This is a genomic window from Ligilactobacillus murinus (assembly GCF_003288115.1).
Classification (GTDB): Bacteria; Bacillota; Bacilli; order Lactobacillales; family Lactobacillaceae; genus Ligilactobacillus; species Ligilactobacillus murinus.
In genome coordinates this window covers 637470-656125 of sequence record NZ_CP023565.1, presented here as the reverse complement: position 1 = coordinate 656125, position 18656 = coordinate 637470, and the positions used below count along the sequence as shown (strand labels likewise).

Here is an 18656-nt window from a genome sequence, read left to right as displayed (position 1 = left end):
ACGAAGCGGGTCCGATAACTAGTTATTTATTATAAATTTAAGCGTTCGGCTTAAAGTGCGTTTGATGCACCGTGGTAAACAATACCACGACGAGAATCAACTGTTACAACTTCACCGTCAGCGATCAATTCAGTTGCGTTTGCAGCACCAACAACAACAGGAATACCCATTGAGATACCTACAACAGCAGCATGTGATGTTAAACCACCGTTTTCAACGATCAAAGCAGATGCTTTTTCGATAGCTGGTAAGTAGTCTTTGTCAGTTGTCTTTGTTACAAGAACTGCACCTTCAACCGCTTTTTCGTTAGCTTCAGCAGCAGATGTAGCTACAACAGCTTTACCGATAACAGTTTCGTCACCAACACCTTGGCCTTCAACTAATTTAGAACCGATCAATTGGATCTTCATAACATTAGTTGTACCCTTTTCACCAACTGGAACACCAGCTGTGATCAAGATCAAATCGCCTTCCTTAGCAAAGCCAGCTTCTTTAGCTTTTTCTGTTGCTAAGTTGAACATTTCATCTGTTGAAGCTGGTGTTTCAGCAACAACAGGGAAGACACCCCAGTTTACAGCCAAACTACGGCGTGTACGTTCGTCAAATGTAACTGCCAAGATATCAGCATCTGGACGATACTTGGAGATCATGCGAGCTGTGTGACCAGATTTTGTAGCAGCAACGATCGTCTTGATGTTCAAGTTGTCAGCTGCTTCAGCAACGGCACGGCCAATTGCTTCTGTAACGTCGGTCTTGTCAAATTCGTTCAATGAGAATGACTTGTGTTGACGTAATGCATTTTCAGCTTTAACGTCGATACGAGCCATTGTTGCAACAGCTTCAACTGGGTACTCACCGTTTGCAGATTCACCAGAAAGCATTGTTGCATCTGTACCGTCAAACACAGCGTTAGCAACGTCAGAAGCTTCAGCACGTGTAGGACGTGGATTTTCTTGCATAGAATCAAGCATTTGTGTAGCTGTGATAACAGCTTTACCAGCAGCGTTACACTTCTTGATCAATGATTTTTGTACCAAAGGAACATTTTCTGCTGGGATTTCAACACCCATGTCACCACGAGCGATCATCAAACCATCAGAAACTTTCAAGATTTCATCAAAGTTATCGATACCTTCTTGAGATTCGATCTTAGGGAAGATTTGAACATGTTCCATGTTCTTTTCTTCTAATAATTCACGAATATCTAAAACGTCTTGAGGCTTACGTACGAAGGAAGCAGCGATAAAGTTGATTTCGTTATCTAAACCAAAGCGGATATCGTCAGCATCTTTTTCTGTAATACCAGGTAAGTTGATGGAAACACCAGGAGCGTTAACACCTTTACGTGAACCAAGTGTACCTTCGTTAAGAACTGTACATACTAATTCGCGGTTAGCTTCGTCTTTCTTTTCGATCTTCATGTCGATCAAACCATCGTCAAATAATACGTGGCCACCTTCATGAACATCATCGTATAAGTCAGCATAAGTAACAGCGATCTTTTCTTTTGTACCTTCAATAGAAGGATCCATAGAAATACGAACTTCATCGCCGATGTTGAAGTGAAGCTTCCCACCTTGTTGAACAGTTGTACGGATTTCAGCACCCTTTGTATCAAGCATGATACCAACCATCTTACCAGTAACCTTTTCAGCTTCACGCACAAGGTTCATACGGCCTAAATGTTCTTCATGGTCACCATGAGAGAAGTTGAAGCGAAAGACGTTAGCGCCTGCTTCGATCAATTTGCAAATTGTATCTAAATCTGAACTAGCTGGTCCAAGTGTACTTACGATCTTGGTCTTTTTCATGAGTTAATTCTCTCCTTTGAAAATCTTAAATGCTCTGCATTTTACGTTGAAATATCAAAAGTTTAAACAGTTGCCTGTTAAGGCAGTTTCAACTCTACCTATAAATTGATAATTTAGAAGCTCAAACGTTCGTTCAAGTCAAGCAATGACACGTCTGTCACATGCTTGTGGTTTTCTAAAGTATCAATGATATCAGTTGCAACAAGTTGGTTGTCGCGAATACCAATAGCTAAACCGCCCTTGCCTTCAAGCAATAAACGGACAGCGTAATCACCGAAGCGACTAGCTAACACGCGGTCTTTAGCAGTCGGTACGCCACCACGTTGAACGTGGCCTAAAGTAATTGCACGACTGTCAAAGTCACCATGCTTGTCAAGTTCTTCTTTGAAGTCTTTAGCAGACATTACACCTTCAGCCAAGACGATCAAGCCGTGGTCTTTACCTTGTTCACGGTTCTTAGTCAACTTATCAGCAATTGCTTTGACGTCATAATCGCGTTCTGGAATAACGATCGCATCTGCTCCGGCTGCGATCCCAGACCATAATGCAATATCCCCAGCGCCACGACCCATAACTTCAACAACAAAGACACGTTGGTGTGATGTTGCTGTATCGTTGATACGATCTAAAGCATCAGTTGCTACGTTGACAGCTGTATCAAAACCGATCGTGAAATCAGTTCCTGGAATGTCGTTATCGATCGTTCCTGGAACACCGATCGAGTTAAAGCCATGCTTTGTAAGTTTCAAAGCACCGTGGTAAGAACCGTCGCCACCAATAACAACTAAAGCATCGATCCCAAACTTTTTAAGTTGTTCGATCGCTTTTAATTGTACTTCTTCTTCTGCAAATTCTGGGAAACGTGCAGAGTAAAGAATGGTGCCACCACGATTGATGATACCGTCCAATTGGGAAGATTCCATCTTGAAAATGTTACCTTCAACAAGACCCTTGTAGCCATAGTTGACACCATAGGCTTCAAGGCCCGCATTCATAGCGGAACGAGCAATCGCACGTACAGCAGCGTTCATCCCGGAGGCATCGCCACCGCTTGTTAAAATACCAATGCGTTTCATTTCTTCACCTCAAGTAATAATTGTAGTACTACATTCTCCAAATGTAATCTTATCACTTTTGAGCGCCGTTGTCTTGTAAAAAATTGCATTTTCACCAATAATTTAAAAGCAGTTTTCATGAATTTTCATCACTTCAAAACGACATTTTTGCTACCTAATAAGGTTGTTAGCGCTTCTTTTGTACTTTCATCTGGACGTAGCCATAAATTTTCTTGCAAAATTATTTTCCTATTCTCATTTTCTTCGATTATGATTACAGGAACATCACCGTGATGGGCGCGCAAGATCTGCCAAAGTTGCTGGCGTGTTTTCTCAGCTAGTGACCTTTCTAAACGTAAATAGTAGTATTGTTTTTTGATGTCAGTTGCAGCAACCATATCTGAAACTAAGATACTCTTTCTTTCATTGCGCACCTCAACTTTTCCACTTACTAATAAGATATTTTGCGGCTCACATAAAGTAGCAAAACGCCGATATTCCCGTGGAAAGATCACCAATTCAGTTTCACCACTTTCATCAGCAACTTGTAAAAAGGCCATCTGCTCGCCTTTTTTAGTTCGGATCACGCGCTTATTTTTAACGTAAACGACCGTCTTGATATTTTCATTTGGTATAAGTTTTGCTAATAGTTTTGTATGTTGCCTTTGACGTAGCCAAGCATATTTTTCGACTGGATGTCCCGATAGATACGTCCCTAAGTAATAAAATTCCTTTTCTAAAAGCTCAGCCGTTGAGAGCTTTTCAGCCGACTTTTCTTCTTTAGGCGCTAACATCTCAAACAAAGTCTGATTTTCGCCACTTAAAGCGATATTACTCAACACCATCGGTAATTGTGATAATAGCTTGCTTCGATCTGACTCTATTTGATCAAGGGCTCCAGCATAGATCAAAGCTTTTAGTTGTTCTTCTTTTAAGAGCTTTTTATCTAAACGCCGAATAAGATCGGCCAAGCTCTTGAAATTACCGTTTTGTCGGCGCTCTTGTAAGATCGCTTTGACCAGATCACCGCGTAAAGTTTTGATCGATCCTAGGCCAAAGACGACCTTTTTGCTCTTAAGTGAAAAATAGAGCTGACTGGTGTTGATATCTGGACCAGCAACTTGTAACTTGAACTGGCGCATCTCACCTAGATATTCTTTTAACTTATTATCATTTCCGATCACCGAATTCAATAAAGCAGCAAAAAAAGCAGCCGGATAATGGCTCTTAAGATAGGCTAACTCAAACGCCATTTTAGAATATGCAACTGCGTGTGAGCGATTGAAACCGTAATTACCAAAGCGTTTCATATACTCATAGACCTCTAGCGCACTAGCGACCGTATATCCTTTTTTCTCAGCTCCCATGACAAACCGCGCTTGCAATTTATCGATCTTCAATTGATCTTTTTTGCTGATCGCTCGCCGTAAGAGATCAGCTTCACCTAAACTAAAGCCTCCCATCGCTGAAGCAACTTGCATGACTTGTTCTTGGTAGACCATGATCCCATAAGTTTTAGCTAGGATCGGTCTTAAACTTTTTTCTGGATAGCTAACAGGATGCTTTCCATGTTTACGCGCAATAAATTCATCGATATTTCCGATCGGTCCTGGACGATATAAAGCATTGACCGCAGCAACATCTTCAAATGAAGTTGGGTGTAGACGCCGTAAAACATTTTTGATCCCCGTCGATTCAAATTGAAAGACGCCATTTGTCTGTCCCGCTTGAAAGAGGCGTAACGTCAAAGGATCATCTAAAGAGAGCTGTTTTAGGTCTAATTTTTCTTGGTAACCGTTACGGACAAATTTAAGTGCATTATCTAAGATCGTCAAATTCCGTAAGCCTAAAAAGTCGATCTTCAATAGACCAGCTTCTTCAACTTGGCCCTTAGCAAACTGTGATAACAAGATCTGATCAGTCCCTAATTGAACTGGGATCAAGTCGCTCAAGACCTCATCACTTAAGATCACCCCTGCAGCATGCGTCGAATAATGTCGCGGTAGTCCCTCTAATTTAAGCGCTGTTTTGAACAACACTTCGTTTCTTTGACTATCAGCGATCAAATTTTTGACCTTTTGCGATTCCTGATAGGCCTCTTTTAAGGTCAATTTAAATTTATGAGGCAATGCTTTTGACCATTCATCGATCTCAAAGCTCGTCAACCCCATAACTCGAGCAACATCGCGGATCGCTTGGCGTGCCCCCAAAGTTCCAAAGGTTATGATCTGAGCCATATGTTCATGCCCGTACTTTTGGTGAACATATTTGATGATCTGATCACGTTTAGCATCTGGAATATCCAGATCGATATCGGGCATTTGGGCTCGTTCTGGATTTAAGAAACGTTCAAATAACAAGCCATACCGTAAAGGGTCGACATCGGTTATCTTTAAAACATATGAAACTAACGATCCAGCTGCTGAGCCTCGCCCTGGGCCGATCCGGATCTGGTTGTTGTGCGCATAATTAGTTACGTCCCAAACGATCAAAAAATAATCATCAAAGCCCATCGCATCGATCACGGCTAATTCTTGCTTCAACCGGTCAAAATACGGCTTGGTCTCGGTTATTTGATCAGCTATTAATCGTTGCCGCAACCCTTCTTGACAAAGTTTTTGTAAATAGGCTTTAGCACTTAGCCCATTAGGTGTCTTAAAATGAGGCAATTTAGTCTTGGGAAAAGCTAGTGTCACTTGTGCCAGATCACACAGCCTGGCATTTTCATCTAATGCTTTTTTTAAGCCTAAAGCCTGATATTCTTCATGATATTGCCGGATCTCTTTGAGATAGTTTTTGCCTAAAGTGTTTTTCTTATTCCACCCACCACCTAACTTCTCTGCTTTGCCGATCGCTCGCAAAACTTTGACTTCAAAATAATCAGCTGGTTCTAAATAATGAACTGCACTGGCAGCGATCAATGCTGTTCGCGTTTGTTGAGCTAATAATTTGATCGCTAATAATTCTTGTTTAGATAAGAGTGGATCGATCCCTAAGTAGATCCCAGCAGCCTTAGTTTGTTTCAAACGCTCTAAGATCGCACCCGCTTGTTCGTAGTATTTTAATAATAGGCTTTCCTTAGCTGGTGAAATGATAAAGAGGTCTTGACTATAGGTCATGACCGCTTTTAAAAATTCTTCTAGATCTGGAAGTTCTTGCTTGAACGTTGTCATTTTTAGCGAAGACAATTTGAGTAAATTGTGGTAGCCCGTGTTATTTTTGGCGATCAATAACAGTTTCGCATCACTTTCAAATTCTAATGTCAAGCCAATGATCGGCTTGATCTGGTATTTTTGACAGGCATGATAAAAATCTAAGACACCATACATCACATCGATATCGCTTAAAACTAAACTTTGGTATCCTAGATCGGCAGCACGTTTGACATAATCTTCAATACGCAAAGTGCTCTTTAACAAACTATTAGCACTGATAACTTGTAATGGTGCAAACAAAACGACCGCCACCTTTCTAAATAAAAGTCTTTGTCTTAATTATACAAATTTGTCCGTAGCTTTTCAAAAATACGTTCGCCTTTTTACCATAGTACGCAAAATTACGGAAAATACCGGATAGATAACTGCGACAGTCTACTAAAATTGCCCCTAGTCATTCGTTGTAAATTAAAATTCTTTGTGCTAAACTACTTAGTGAGAATGCGAGGTGTTGTCAAATGGCAAAACAACTTACAATTCTTTTTTGGGGCTTTATCTATGGTGAAGTTATCGGCTATGTGCTTTCTGCACTTTCCGGTAGTCCCTTTGAACCACTTCAAAGTGGGCTGATCGCAATGGTCGGTGGCTTTATCGCCGTAAATTGCCTACTCGCTTTTGTTAAAAGCCCAAAAAAGGCAACAAAAACTGATAAGTAATAAAAACCGAGACTAGTTGTAGCCTCGGTTTTTTGTTATTCAATAACTTTCTTATTAAAGACTAAGTTTTCATCCTTTAGATCGATCTCAACTTTACTGTGGGGCAAGATCTCACCTGAAATGATCTCACGTGCCAATGGCGTTTCGACCTGGTTAGTGATGAATCGTTGCAGTGGACGGGCTCCATAGGCAGGATCATACCCTTTTTGAGCCAACCATTGTCGCGCACTATCACTGATCGTCAAACTGATCTCTTGTTCTTCAAGGCGGTTTGATAGTTGCGCAATGAATTTATCCACGATCTTTCCAATAGCATTTAGCGATAATGGTGAGAACATGATGATATCATCGATCCGGTTGAGAAATTCCGGCTTAAAGTGGGCTTTAGCAACATCCAATACTTGTTTTTTAGCCTCAGGTGAGATCTTATCGTCAGCTTCTAGATCATTTAACAAGATCTCTGAACCTAAGTTAGATGTTAAGATCAAGATCGTATTTCTAAAATCGACTGTTCGCCCTTGTCCATCAGTCAAGCGTCCATCATCTAAGACTTGCAACAAGATATTAAAGACATCGGGATGAGCTTTTTCGATCTCATCGAATAATACGATCGTGTATGGATTACGGCGAACGGCTTCGGTCAATTGTCCCCCTTCTTCATAGCCAATATACCCTGGAGCAGCTCCGACCAAGCGGGAAACATTAGCTTTTTCCATGTATTCTGACATATCGATCCGAACCATATGCTTATCGGAATCAAAGAGATCTTCGGCTAAGGCTTTAGCTAATTCAGTTTTACCGACCCCAGTTGGGCCTAAAAACATAAATGAGCCCAATGGTTTAGATGGATCTTGCAACCCGGCACGGGAACGTAAGACTGCATTTGAGACTGCATCGACCGCTTCATCTTGACCGATCACGCGCTTATGCAGATTTTCGGCTAAATGTAAGAGCTTTTGCCGTTCACCTTGAACTAATTTAGCTACTGGCACACCTGTTAAGCGACTGACGACTGAAGCGATCTCTTCTTCGGTCACTGATTCTTCGACTAACCAATTATCAGGGCGCTTTACTTGTTCTAGTTTGGCCAATTGTTTCTCCAATTCTGGGATCACAGCATGTTGCAATTTAGCAGCTTTTTCAAGGTCATAGTTGTTTTCTGCGTCTTCTAGTTCATGCTTAGCTTGATCAAGTTCTGATTTTTTGTCACTTATTTTTTGGACGTCTTCTTTTTCACTTTCCCAGCGCATCTTTAACTGATTAGCTTTCTCACGCGACTCAGCTAACTCACTTTGCATTTCAGCTAAGCGTTTCTTAGAAGCGGGATCAGATTCTTTTTTCAAGGCCGCTTCTTCAACTTCTTGGCGCATCAATTGGCGCGTGATCTGATCGAGTTCGGTCGGCATCGAATTCATTTCTACTCTGATCTCAGCACAAGCTTCATCGACTAGATCGATCGCTTTATCTGGTAAGAAACGATCGGTGATGTAGCGATCAGATAAAGTCGCTGCTGCCACTAAGGCACTATCATGGATCGAAACACCGTGGTGGATCTCATAGCGTTCCTTTAGTCCACGTAAGATCGAGATCGTGTCTTCAACAGTCGGTTCTTTGACCAAAACTTTTTGGAAACGGCGCTCTAAGGCTTTATCTTTTTCCAAATACTCACGATATTCGTCTAAAGTCGTCGCTCCGATCAAATGCAATTCGCCTCGAGCAAGCATTGGTTTTAACAGATTACCGGCATCCATACTGCCTTCTGTCTTCCCTGCCCCAACGATATTATGGATCTCATCGATAAATAAAATGATCTGTCCTTGACTTTTGGTAACAGCTTTTAAAACAGCTTTCAAACGCTCCTCAAATTCGCCCCGGTATTTAGCGCCTGCGATCAAAGAACCCATATCTAAAGAAAAGATCGTCTTATCTTTTAGGTTATCAGGTACGTCTTTTCTGACGATACGTTGCGCCAGACCTTCAATGATCGCCGTTTTACCGACCCCTGGCTCCCCGATCAAGACCGGATTATTTTTCGTCTTGCGCGATAAGATCCTGATCACATCACGGATCTCTTCATCCCGGCCGATGATCGGATCTTGTTTACCTTGGCGTACTTGTTTAACTAAGTCGACTCCATATTTTTCCAAAGCTTGGTATTGTTCTTCTTGATTTTTAGAAGTCACCCGCTCACCAGCGCGCATCTTAGTGATGGTCTGTTGTAGCTTAGTAATCGTAAAACCATGCTCGGTCAACCACCGTACTAATGGATCATAGGTCTGTTTCATCAAAGCCAAGACCAAAGTATCCAAAGAGATGTATTCATCGCCAAATTCTTGCTTGATCTCATCAGCGTCACGCAATAGCTGCAATAACTTTGTGCTAAATGCTTGACCATATTGGACACTGCCAGAAATGACCGGTAATTGTTCTAAGACACGGTCGATCTCTTGTTCAAAGTTTTTAAGGTCGACCCCGGCTTTTTTATAGATCTCACCCACAAGTTCACCTGGTTGCACTAAAAATTTAAAGAGGTGAGCAACATCGATCTCTTGTTGTTTACGCGTGATCGCGATCTGCTGAGCTTCACCCAATGCAGCTTGAACTGCTGAAGTCAAATTATCTTCATTATTCATCTTTAACTACCCCATTTCACAAATAAGCGCGACTTACTTGTCACGCTTTAAAACTATTTAGTTGCTGCCAACTTGATGATCTCTAAGATCACGTCAGCTGCTTGTTCCATAACTTGCTTAGAAACGTATTCATAGCGGGCGTGCATATTCTCGCCCCCCGCAAAAATATTAGGTGTTGGTAAGCCCATAAATGAGATCGTTGAACCATCTGTCCCCCCACGAACAGGATAGATCTCTGGTGTGATACCAAGATTTTCCATCGCTTGTTTAGCAAGTTCAACGACTGTCATATCTTTTTCGATAACTTCGCGCATGTTGTAGTATTGATCCTTTAATTCAAGAACAACGCGCTCTTGTCCCAATTTTTCATTTAACTCAGCTGTAATGTCTTGCATCAATTGTTTACGTTGTTCAAATTTTTGATGATCGTGATCACGAATGATATAAGTCAAACTAGCTTGATCAACTGTCCCTTGCATATCAAGCACATGGAAAAAGCCTTGACGTCCTTCTGTTTTTTCAGGAACTTCATCTTTAGGCAATAAAGCATGGAAATCCATTGCTAGCTGGATCGCATTGACCATGATCCCCTTTGCGGTCGCCGGATGAACCTCTTTACCGATAAATTTGACCTTAGCCTGCGCTCCATTAAAGGTCTCATATTCCAATTCTCCTAAAGGACCACCATCGACTGTATAAGCAATATCAGCTCCAAAATCAGTTACATCAAATTGCCGTGAGCCAGTTCCAATCTCTTCATCTGGTCCGATCCCGATCTTGATATCGCCGTGTTTGATCTCGGGATGGGCCACTAAATATTCCATGACCGTAATGATCTCAGCTACCCCAGCTTTATCGTCAGCCCCGAGTAAAGTTGAGCCATCAGTGGTGATCAAAGTATGCCCTTGATATTTTTTCAAACTTGGAAATTCAGCTGGTGATAAGACATAAGCACCAGCTGGATCCAATTTGATATCACTTTTCCCGTCATAATTTTCAATGATCTGTGGTCTTACATCAGTTGCATTAAAATCAGCCGTATCCATGTGAGCTAAAAAGCCAACTTTTTTTACACCGGTATCATCGGCCAAATTGCTTTTTAATTCAGCAAAAACATAACCACTTTTAGCTGAGATACGGACATTTTCTAAGCCGATCGCAGTCAATTCAGCCGCTAATTTTTGGGCGAACTCAACTTGTGAGTGCGTCGATGGGATCGTTGTCGAATTTTCATCGGAACGTGTTTCGACTTTAACATAATCCAAAAAACGTGGCACTAATTTATCATATTTTGTCAATAGAACTCCTCTTTTCTGCTAGATAAATGTAAATGGATCTGTATTTAATTTAGAAGAAATGACCTCGATCTGCCAAGCATTTTGCTCATTCCAATGAGTAAAAAGTTGTTTTAGATGGGGCTTACAGATCGCTTCAAAATGATGTCCTGGATCGATCACTGCCAAACCACTTTCATACATATCATGAGCTGTATGGTAAGAGACATCGCCTGTAACATAGACATCAGCTTGAGCTTTTAAAGCAAATGGATAAAATTTAGCGCCGGAACCACCTAAGACGGCGACCCGTTCCACTACCCTTGTAGGATCTTTAGCTACTAAACGCAACCCCTGAAGGCCTAAAACTTGTTTACAAAACGCCACATATTCATTGACTGTCATCGGTGTACTCAACTTACCGACGCGACCCATCCCCGTACCTTGGCCGAGGCCTTCGACTTGATATAGATCAAAAGCAATCTCTTCATAAGGATGCACAGCTTGCATTGCCTGCAAAACTTTGGCTTTTATTTTAGCTGGAAAAACCACTTCGACTTTTTCTTCAGCTACTTTACTTACTTGACCGACTTCACCTAAATATGGGGTAGCACCTTCCTTGGGTCTAAAGCGCCCAGTCCCACTTACAGAATATGAACATGCCGTATAATCGCCTAAATGTCCCGCACCAGCTTTAGCTAAGGCTTGACGTAAAACGGTAGCATGTTCTTCAGGAACAAATACCGCTAATTTATACCAAATTTCAGCTTTAGGTGGTAGTAACGGTTTTGTTTCTTCAATATTCAATGCTTCTGCTAGCCAATCGTTCATACCACCATTAGCATTGTCCAAATTGGTGTGAGCTGCATAGACCGTGATGTCGTGTTTGATGAGCATAGCATACATTTGATTTTGTGGATCTGCTAGATCAAAATGTTTTACCGGAACAAACATCGCTGGATGATGGGCAAAAATAAAATCTACTCCCGCTTCGATCGCCTCTTCCACGACTTCTGGTCTGACATCCAAGGTGACCATCATTTTTTTGACTTCATGCTCAAGACTACCTAATTGTAATCCGATCGGGTCGTTTTTTTCGGCGATCTGCTGGGGGGCAAATTCCTCAAAACGAGCCACAATATCTTTGACTTTAACCATTTAAAACACTTCCGATCTGCGCTATTTTTGCTTCGAGCGCTTGTTTTTTAGCGACTGGAACTTGCTTTGCTTTATTCAATTCTTTTAAGATAGTTTCTAACTTAGCGATCTCTTTTTGCCATTTAGCTTGAAAGGCAGCATTTTTATTTTGTAAAAGATACGGACCAAACTGTAACTCTGCTGATGTTAAAGTTTGTTTTTCATCAGTATAGCTCGCTGCGATCACTTCATAGATATGTCCATCTTCTTCCATGATATATTCAGCTGTGATCTGATAATTATTAGCTAACAACCACCGTCTAACATTTTCTTCACCGACATTAGGCTGTAAGATCAACTGTGGATGCTCGCCTAACTTGTCTTTGCCAGCTTCCAAGATATCACAGATCAACGTACCACCCATTCCGCAGATTGTGATCACATTGATCTGGTCAGCCAACTCGATCGCATCCAAACCATCAGCCAATCGGGCTTGGACTTTATCTTCTAGCCCCTCTTTTTTGATCTCTTGCTTTGCATTTTCATAAGGTCCCTTGACCACTTCACCCGCGATCCCAAATTCGATCTGACCCTTTAAAGCCAAATATGCTGGTAAATAAGCATGGTCAGAACCAATATCCGCTAAACGCGCCCCTTTTTCGATCAGATCAGCCACACATAAGAGGCGTTGTGAAAGATGATGTGCATCCATGTAACTATTAGCTATACCAAATGTGGTCCGAAAATATAGCTATTCCTTTCATTTACTACTTTTTGGACTCAGCGCCACATTTTATTTCCGCTGACGTTGTTTCTTAAGGATTATTTTACCATTTATCTTCAGACTCGACAAAAAAGGTCCACCAAAAGTATGCGTTCGCTTATCCTCGGTTTTCTCTCAAAAGCCAATCCAAAAATCAGTTATAACTAATCCATACATAAGATCCACTTTAGACATGCGCATTTTTGCCGTAACGGTGCGCTTTCCGCTCTATTTTCTAGTTAGTATTTTACCATCTTTCATTATTCTTTTTAAGTACTTTTTTTATTTTCTTTCTGCATTTAAATTTTTGGATATAAAACTCTACATTTTACTCAGTTACTTTCCCAATGCTTTTTTCACTTCTAGCCGTAAGTTCTTTTTATCTTTCCTTGCGCAGTTCGTGATCCTCCTTCATTTAATATTCGCCCTGTCTTTACACCAACGTGTGGTTCATGTGTCGTCCGCAACAACTTATTAAAATCAACATCTACTTCGTCAAGTTTTCTTAATACCTTCTTCCAGTTCGATCTTATCGCTTCATCATATTCTTTATTTTGTAGCGACGTTATCAGTCTAACCATATTCTCAGCACCGGGCCTTCTCCAACTTCTCCCTTGGCGTTTCATTCGATATGAAAATGGTCTATGTCTACTTTCACATACACCAAGACCTCCGCGATTGATCACAGTCGGTATATTACGCAATCTCAGTGGTTTTATATACTCCCAATTTCTATCTAGATATTTACGTAATAATTCCGTATACTTTCTTGCCCTCTTGCTGTCATTTTCAGTTGCTGCTATTGATTCCATCGTATCTAACACAAGCTCAACTTCTTGCTTCGAGTATTCTCTGACCGCCATAGTCATCTTATCTACTAACTCTATCGGGCAGAAATACATTCTCTCACGTATTTTTCTGTTCAAGTGATATCTATCTAAAAAGTGTTCATGTTGCTTACAGCCTAATGCGAGTTCATAGAATACTTCTGGCTCATAACCAGATCCCCCATCGCTATTAGACAATATAATTGTATTCCTGAGATCATAATTTTCTCTCAAATACTCCAACATGTCGCTAAATGCTTTCTTACGTGATCTACCCGAAAACTGATGTAAATTGACACAATGTCCCCGCTTGCCGTTCTTTTTCACACCTTCATGCACCTGGAAACGATTGATATTTATTATCCCTCGTTCTTGAGATTTGACTGCTAAAGCGTCACCTTCAAGATAAAGTACTGGAACTGCCTTCTTTTCTTTGTGTACCAATTCCTTTGTATTGTTCTCATGATTTTCTACTTTCTTAGAAACACGTTGTACGATTCCGTGAACCCCGCTAGGTGATATTTGTAACGGCGTTAAGCAGCTCACAGCCTTAGATACTTTACGAAATTCGCTTGACGTTGCTAACTCTCTCAGTTTTGCCTGTACTAAAGGACTATAACGAAGACGCGGCAAAAAGCCCATCAGCTCATCTAATGGGTAAACATATTTTTTGCCTTTTCCCCAGAGTCGACGTTCAAAATATACGTCACCAAACAAAAATTGGATTGAAGTGAACCCCCTAAGTTGGACAAAGGAATCTAACTTAGGGGGTTTTACTATGACTAAATTTTCTTTTGAGGATAAGTTGCAGGCTGTAAATATGTATCTAAGAGGCTATGGAAGTAACACAGTAGCTAAAGTTTATAAAGTGAAGAATCACTCAAATATCCTTATGTGGGTCAAACGATATCAAAAATATGGTATTGATGGGTTAAAAGTTCGCCGCCCTAAATACGATTACGATGGAAATTTTAAGCTCAACGTTTTAAACTGGAGAAAAAGACATAAGGCTTCCTATCCGGAAACAGCACTTCAGTTTGATATAAGTGATCCTGGGACGATCGTGACTTGGCAACGTAAATTGGATACTAAAGGTGTTGATGCCTTATTTACTAGAAGAGGACGGGCTAAACACATGACGACCAACAATAATAAACAAGCAGAAAAATCAGAATTATCTGAATTAGAACGTTTACGAGCTGAGAATCGTGCTTTACGGGTTGAAAATGAATACTTAAAAAAACTCGATGCCTTGGTTCAGAAGCGCGGACATCGCAAGAAAAATATCAAATCATCCAAGAATTAAGGCAAGAATTTAAATATACATTGGATGAAATACTACCTTACACTAGCCTTAAGCGTAGTACATTTTACTATCAAGCCCAACAAACAGGCGAGAAAATAAAGATGAGGAGCTATTAAAGCTTATAAAGGAGGTCAAATCAAAGCACCCGTGTTTTGGTTATCGTACAGTAACACTGAAATTACGATCTCAAGGCATAAAAGTAAATCATAAGCGTGTTAGTCGCATCATGCGAGAAAATGATCTATCAACGCATATGTATAATAAACAAAGGCGAAAATATAATTCTGCCCTTGGACCACAAGGTAAGAAAGCTAAGAACTTATTACATCGACGTTTTGATACACATTTACCATTTCAAAAAATGGTGACCGACGTAAGTGAATTTAGGTATGGAAATAAGACACAAGAAGAACGTGTCTATCTTTCACCTATCAAAGATCTATGTACAGATGAAATAGTAAGCTATAGTATCAGTAAGCATCCAACAACAGCCTTCGTGGTAAAACCGTTGGATGCATTGATAAAACTTAGACCTAAATTAAACTATCGTATGACTCTCCATAGCGATCAAGGTGTCCAATATCAGAGTGTCCAATGGCGAAAGAAGCTAAAGGAAAATAGGATCTTTCAAAGCATGTCTCGTAGGGCAACGTGCTTAGATAATGCACCCATGGAAAGTTTTTTCCACACAATGAAAGTAGAGCTATATCACAATAAAGAATATACAACACAAGAAGAGTTGGTCAAAGCAATGATCAGCTGGATCAGCTATTACAATAACGAACGGATAAAGGTCAAACTAAAAGGCAAGACACCGGTAGAATACCGACATCTTGCCTTAAGAAATATAGTCTAAATAGAGTGTCCAACTTTATGGGTTCACTTCAAGTGATGTTGCCTTTAGGTTGGACTTTTTGTAGGAAGTCTAGATCGTATCCTTGCTTTGTATATTTACGTACCGCTTTTTTTGATAACCTTACCATTGTGCTTGCCTCCTAGATTTTTTCATTCATGTTATTTATCTGTTCTAAGATCTGCTCTTTTTTGCTCCTAGAGATCACTTTAGGAACAAAATCCTGATTACCATAACTCATAGCTTTACCTACCAGGTCATCTAATTCATTGACAGTTTGTCCATAAAGAAACAAGATAAATTCTGAGTTATAGATCTGTTTTTGGATCATGAGTTCCGTTTTGATGTTTTGTTCTAAGATCTGTTTTTGATCTTGTAATTGTGCTCTGATACGCTGATTATTTGTTTTTTTCAGCTTAGCTTTCGTTCGGTTCAAACAGGACGTGAGGTATCTCACCTGTCTAGTAGTATCAGTTGGCAACTTAGTGCTATAGATCTCAAGATCATATTGAAATTGGATCAACCAGTTATGGTAGTTCAACAACGTTATCTGTTGTTCTTCATGGCCAAGATTTAAAATATCTTTACCCTGGATCTCTAATAGTTGTAAATATCCTCGTTCATTGGCTAACTCGATATACCGGCCACGATTATCCATTATTTTTTTATACGGAGCGATCTTCAGCCATTCTATGAAATCAGAACGATCTCTTACCTCCCCAAACCAATCAGAAATACCTGCGCTAACATTACTTAATTTATCAAGCATCTATGATTCCTCCTACTTTTGAAAGCTACGGTAAAACCGCTTCTTTCTTACCAACGCTATAAACAGACAGCCTAACGTTGTTTTTCCAGCCACTGCCGGCATCAATAAATAGCCTACCCACGTGGGAGTTAATCCCACATACACAAGTTGCATATACCGCCAAATACCTTCATTGGGAAAAATCTTGCTCATTGTGAAAAATGCGATCACTAAAGATAATGCTACTGCCACTAACTTCCACATGACGAAGCCAGCAACCTTCATTTTGGCGTAAATATCTCTTGTTACACCATAATTTCCATTCATAAAATTACCTCCGAAAATTGATTTAACGCTTTTTAGGATACTTTTCTTTAGGCAATACGTATTTTTTAGGATAATTTAAGCTAAACTTGTAGCCACACCTTCTAACAGATCCTGACTAATATTACATAACCGTTCAAATAAACATTCATCAAAAATAAAATCTTTAAATTCCTTGTGATCAATGTCGCCTTCAAATTTTGGAAACTCCTCTATCTCGTCTAAATAATTCAGTCTGGCACCTCTAAGAGAAAAACGCTTATCTGAAGTGAACCCCCTAAGTTGGACAAAGGAATCTAACTTAGGGGGTTTTACTATGACTAAATTTTCTTTTGAGGATAAGTTGCGGGCTGTAAATATGTATCTAAGAGGATATGGAAGTAACACAGTAGCTAAAGTTTATAAAGTGAAGAATCACTCAAATATCCTTATGTGGGTCAAACGATATCAAAAATATGGTATTGATGGGTTAAAAGTTCGCTACCCTAAATACGATTACGATGGAAATTTTAAGCTCAACGTTTTAAACTGGAGAAAAAGGCATAAGGCTTCCTATCCGGAAACGGCACTTCAGTTTGATATAAGTAATCCTGGGACGATCGCGACTTGGCAACGTAAATTGGATACTAAAGGTGTTGATGCCTTATTTACTAGAAGAGGACGGGCTAAACACATGACGACCAACAATAATAAACAAGCAGAAAAATCAGAATTATCTGAATTAGAACGTTTACGAGCTGAGAATCGTGCTTTACGGGTTGAAAATGAATACTTAAAAAAACTCGATGCCTTGGTTCAGAAGCGCGGACATCGCAAGAAAAATATCAAATCATCCAAGAACTAAGGCAAAAATTTAAATATACATTGGATGAAATACTACCTTACACTAGTCTTAAACGTAGTACATTTTACTATCAAGCCCAACGAATAAACAGGCGAAAAAATAAAGATGAGGAGCTATTAAAGCTTATAAAGGAGGTCAAATCAAAGCACCCGTGTTTTGGTTATCGTACAGTAACACTGAAATTACGATCTCAAGGCATAAAAGTAAATCATAAGCGTGTTAGTCGCATCATGCGAGAAAATGATCTATCAGCGCATATGTATAATAAACAAAGGCGAAAATATAATTCTGCCCTTGGACCACAAGGTAAGAAAGCTAAGAACTTATTACATCGACGTTTTGATACACATTTACCATTTCAAAAAATGGTGACCGACGTAAGTGAATTTAGGTATGGAAATAAGACACAAGAAGAACGTGTCTATCTTTCACCTATCAAAGATCTATGTACAGATGAAATAGTAAGCTATAGTATCAGTAAGCATCCAACAACAGACTTCGTGGTAAAACCGTTGGATGCATTGATAAAACTTAGACCTAAATTAAACTATCGTATGACTCTCCATAGCGATCAAGGTGTCCAATATCAGAGTGTCCAATGGCGAAAGAAGCTAAAAGAAAATAGGATCTTTCAAAGCATGTCTCGTAGGGCAACGTGCTTAGATAATGCACCCATGGAAAGTTTTTTCCACACAATGAAAGTAGAGCTATATCACAATAAAGAATATACAACACAAGAAGAGTTGGTCAAAGCAATGATCAGCTGGATCAGCTATTACAATAACGAACGGATAAAGGTCAAACTAAAAGGCAAGACACCGGTAGAATACCGACATCTTGCCTTAAGAAATATAGTCTAAATAGAGTGTCCAACTTTATGGGTTCACTTCAATCTTCATCTATTCCGTCACTTTTCTCCAGGTCACACACGATCTTTACCGCCTTAACTACCGGTAATCGTAATATCATTTCAATAGCACTAGCTTTTCTTAATTCTTCGGCTGTTTCTGCATAAAAATCTTTCAATAATTCCATAGTCATATCTCCCTCGCTATCATAGTTTCATTTTCTACAAGTCCATAGAAAAAATCTCCGTACAAGTCTGTGAGCTTGCGAACACGCAAAGCGCTTGGACTTGTACGGAAATTTGGGCTATGGCATACAAAAGGCGTCTTGACGCCTTGCGCAAGGAGCTTTAGCGACTGAAGTT

At 40.0% G+C, this 18656-nt stretch carries 16 protein-coding genes; 5 read left to right on the top strand and 11 right to left on the bottom strand.

Annotated elements, in window-relative coordinates; translation table 11 throughout:
* Positions 1-50: 50 nt before the first annotated feature.
* The 3 genes from pyk to dnaE form a co-directional block, all read right to left on the bottom strand.
* Complete coding sequence (pyk, locus tag CPS94_RS03265) at positions 51-1811, bottom strand: pyruvate kinase (protein ID WP_004047895.1); 1761 nt, start codon at positions 1809-1811, stop codon at positions 51-53.
* Positions 1812-1924: 113 nt separating this feature from the next.
* A complete protein-coding gene (gene pfkA / locus CPS94_RS03260) occupies positions 1925-2887 on the bottom strand; it encodes a 6-phosphofructokinase (RefSeq protein ID WP_004047896.1) in 963 nt (320 codons plus the stop codon).
* A 128-nt stretch (positions 2888-3015) separates the two neighbouring features.
* Positions 3016-6321 (bottom strand): DNA polymerase III subunit alpha, encoded by a 3306-nt coding sequence (gene dnaE, locus CPS94_RS03255; RefSeq protein ID WP_112195117.1) that lies wholly within the window; start codon positions 6319-6321, stop codon positions 3016-3018.
* Between the two features lie 218 nt (positions 6322-6539).
* Here dnaE and CPS94_RS03250 point away from each other — a divergent pair, with 218 nt between their 5' ends.
* The gene (locus tag CPS94_RS03250; protein WP_004047900.1) at positions 6540-6737 is read left to right on the top strand and encodes a YjzD family protein; all 198 of its coding nucleotides are present in this window, start codon (positions 6540-6542) and stop codon (positions 6735-6737) included.
* A 35-nt stretch (positions 6738-6772) separates the two neighbouring features.
* Here CPS94_RS03250 and clpB read toward each other — a convergent pair whose 3' ends face one another.
* From clpB to CPS94_RS03225, 5 genes are all read right to left on the bottom strand, one after another.
* Positions 6773-9370 carry an ATP-dependent chaperone ClpB gene (clpB, locus tag CPS94_RS03245; RefSeq protein WP_112195119.1) on the bottom strand — a complete coding sequence of 866 codons (2598 nt, stop codon included), beginning with the start codon at positions 9368-9370 and terminating at the stop codon, positions 6773-6775.
* A 53-nt stretch (positions 9371-9423) separates the two neighbouring features.
* Positions 9424-10668, bottom strand: coding sequence for a peptidase T (gene pepT, locus CPS94_RS03240; RefSeq protein WP_112195121.1), 1245 nt, complete (start codon positions 10666-10668; stop codon positions 9424-9426).
* Positions 10669-10686: 18 nt separating this feature from the next.
* Entirely contained in the window at positions 10687-11802 is a 1116-nt protein-coding gene (locus CPS94_RS03235) for a Nif3-like dinuclear metal center hexameric protein (RefSeq protein ID WP_112195123.1), read from the bottom strand.
* Complete coding sequence (locus tag CPS94_RS03230; RefSeq protein WP_112195125.1) at positions 11795-12493, bottom strand: tRNA (adenine(22)-N(1))-methyltransferase; 699 nt, start codon at positions 12491-12493, stop codon at positions 11795-11797. Before CPS94_RS03230 ends, CPS94_RS03235 begins: the two co-directional genes overlap by 8 nt.
* Before the next feature lie 413 nt (positions 12494-12906).
* Positions 12907-14088: an ISLre2 family transposase gene (locus tag CPS94_RS03225; protein ID WP_162626406.1), complete on the bottom strand. Its 1182-nt coding sequence runs from the start codon at positions 14086-14088 to the stop codon at positions 12907-12909.
* Between the two features lie 61 nt (positions 14089-14149).
* Here CPS94_RS03225 and CPS94_RS03220 point away from each other — a divergent pair, with 61 nt between their 5' ends.
* Together CPS94_RS03220 and CPS94_RS03215 are read left to right on the top strand one after the other, a co-directional pair.
* Positions 14150-14677, top strand: coding sequence for a helix-turn-helix domain-containing protein (locus CPS94_RS03220; protein WP_112195129.1), 528 nt, complete (start codon positions 14150-14152; stop codon positions 14675-14677).
* Between the two features lie 61 nt (positions 14678-14738).
* A complete protein-coding gene (locus CPS94_RS03215; protein ID WP_112195131.1) occupies positions 14739-15533 on the top strand; it encodes an IS3 family transposase in 795 nt (264 codons plus the stop codon).
* A 139-nt stretch (positions 15534-15672) separates the two neighbouring features.
* Here the strand turns inward: CPS94_RS03215 and CPS94_RS03210 are convergent, their stop codons facing one another.
* Both CPS94_RS03210 and CPS94_RS03205 read right to left on the bottom strand, forming a co-directional pair.
* Entirely contained in the window at positions 15673-16299 is a 627-nt protein-coding gene (locus tag CPS94_RS03210; RefSeq protein WP_112195133.1) for a hypothetical protein, read from the bottom strand.
* 12 nt (positions 16300-16311) lie between these two features.
* Positions 16312-16605 (bottom strand): hypothetical protein, encoded by a 294-nt coding sequence (locus CPS94_RS03205; protein WP_112195135.1) that lies wholly within the window; start codon positions 16603-16605, stop codon positions 16312-16314.
* A 313-nt stretch (positions 16606-16918) separates the two neighbouring features.
* On the opposite strand from CPS94_RS03205, the gene CPS94_RS03200 reads away from it, so the two are divergent.
* Positions 16919-17446, top strand: a complete 528-nt coding sequence (locus tag CPS94_RS03200; protein ID WP_004047940.1) for a helix-turn-helix domain-containing protein — start codon at positions 16919-16921, stop codon at positions 17444-17446.
* The gene (locus CPS94_RS03195; protein WP_112193146.1) at positions 17371-18306 is read left to right on the top strand and encodes an IS3 family transposase; all 936 of its coding nucleotides are present in this window, start codon (positions 17371-17373) and stop codon (positions 18304-18306) included. Before CPS94_RS03200 ends, CPS94_RS03195 begins: the two co-directional genes overlap by 76 nt.
* 28 nt (positions 18307-18334) lie before the next feature.
* Here CPS94_RS03195 and CPS94_RS11315 read toward each other — a convergent pair whose 3' ends face one another.
* On the bottom strand, positions 18335-18481 hold the full coding sequence (locus tag CPS94_RS11315; protein WP_162626405.1) for a hypothetical protein: 147 nt from the start codon (positions 18479-18481) through the stop codon (positions 18335-18337).
* Positions 18482-18656: the final 175 nt, after the last annotated feature.

Excerpts from the sequence above, each read along its gene's own strand:
- pyk (WP_004047895.1), bottom strand. The coding sequence starts at position 1,811 with ATGAAAAAGACCAAGATCGTAAGTACACTTGGACCAGCTAGTTCAGAT.
- pfkA (WP_004047896.1), bottom strand. The coding sequence starts at position 2,887 with ATGAAACGCATTGGTATTTTAACAAGCGGTGGCGATGCCTCCGGGATG.
- CPS94_RS03250 (WP_004047900.1), top strand. The coding sequence starts at position 6,540 with ATGGCAAAACAACTTACAATTCTTTTTTGGGGCTTTATCTATGGTGAA.
- clpB (WP_112195119.1), bottom strand. The coding sequence starts at position 9,370 with ATGAATAATGAAGATAATTTGACTTCAGCAGTTCAAGCTGCATTGGGT.
- CPS94_RS03235 (WP_112195123.1), bottom strand. The coding sequence starts at position 11,802 with ATGGTTAAAGTCAAAGATATTGTGGCTCGTTTTGAGGAATTTGCCCCC.
- CPS94_RS03230 (WP_112195125.1), bottom strand. The coding sequence starts at position 12,493 with ATGGATGCACATCATCTTTCACAACGCCTCTTATGTGTGGCTGATCTG.
- CPS94_RS03220 (WP_112195129.1), top strand. The coding sequence starts at position 14,150 with ATGACTAAATTTTCTTTTGAGGATAAGTTGCAGGCTGTAAATATGTAT.
- CPS94_RS03210 (WP_112195133.1), bottom strand. The coding sequence starts at position 16,299 with ATGCTTGATAAATTAAGTAATGTTAGCGCAGGTATTTCTGATTGGTTT.
- CPS94_RS03205 (WP_112195135.1), bottom strand. The coding sequence starts at position 16,605 with ATGAATGGAAATTATGGTGTAACAAGAGATATTTACGCCAAAATGAAG.
- CPS94_RS03200 (WP_004047940.1), top strand. The coding sequence starts at position 16,919 with ATGACTAAATTTTCTTTTGAGGATAAGTTGCGGGCTGTAAATATGTAT.
- CPS94_RS11315 (WP_162626405.1), bottom strand. The coding sequence starts at position 18,481 with ATGGAATTATTGAAAGATTTTTATGCAGAAACAGCCGAAGAATTAAGA.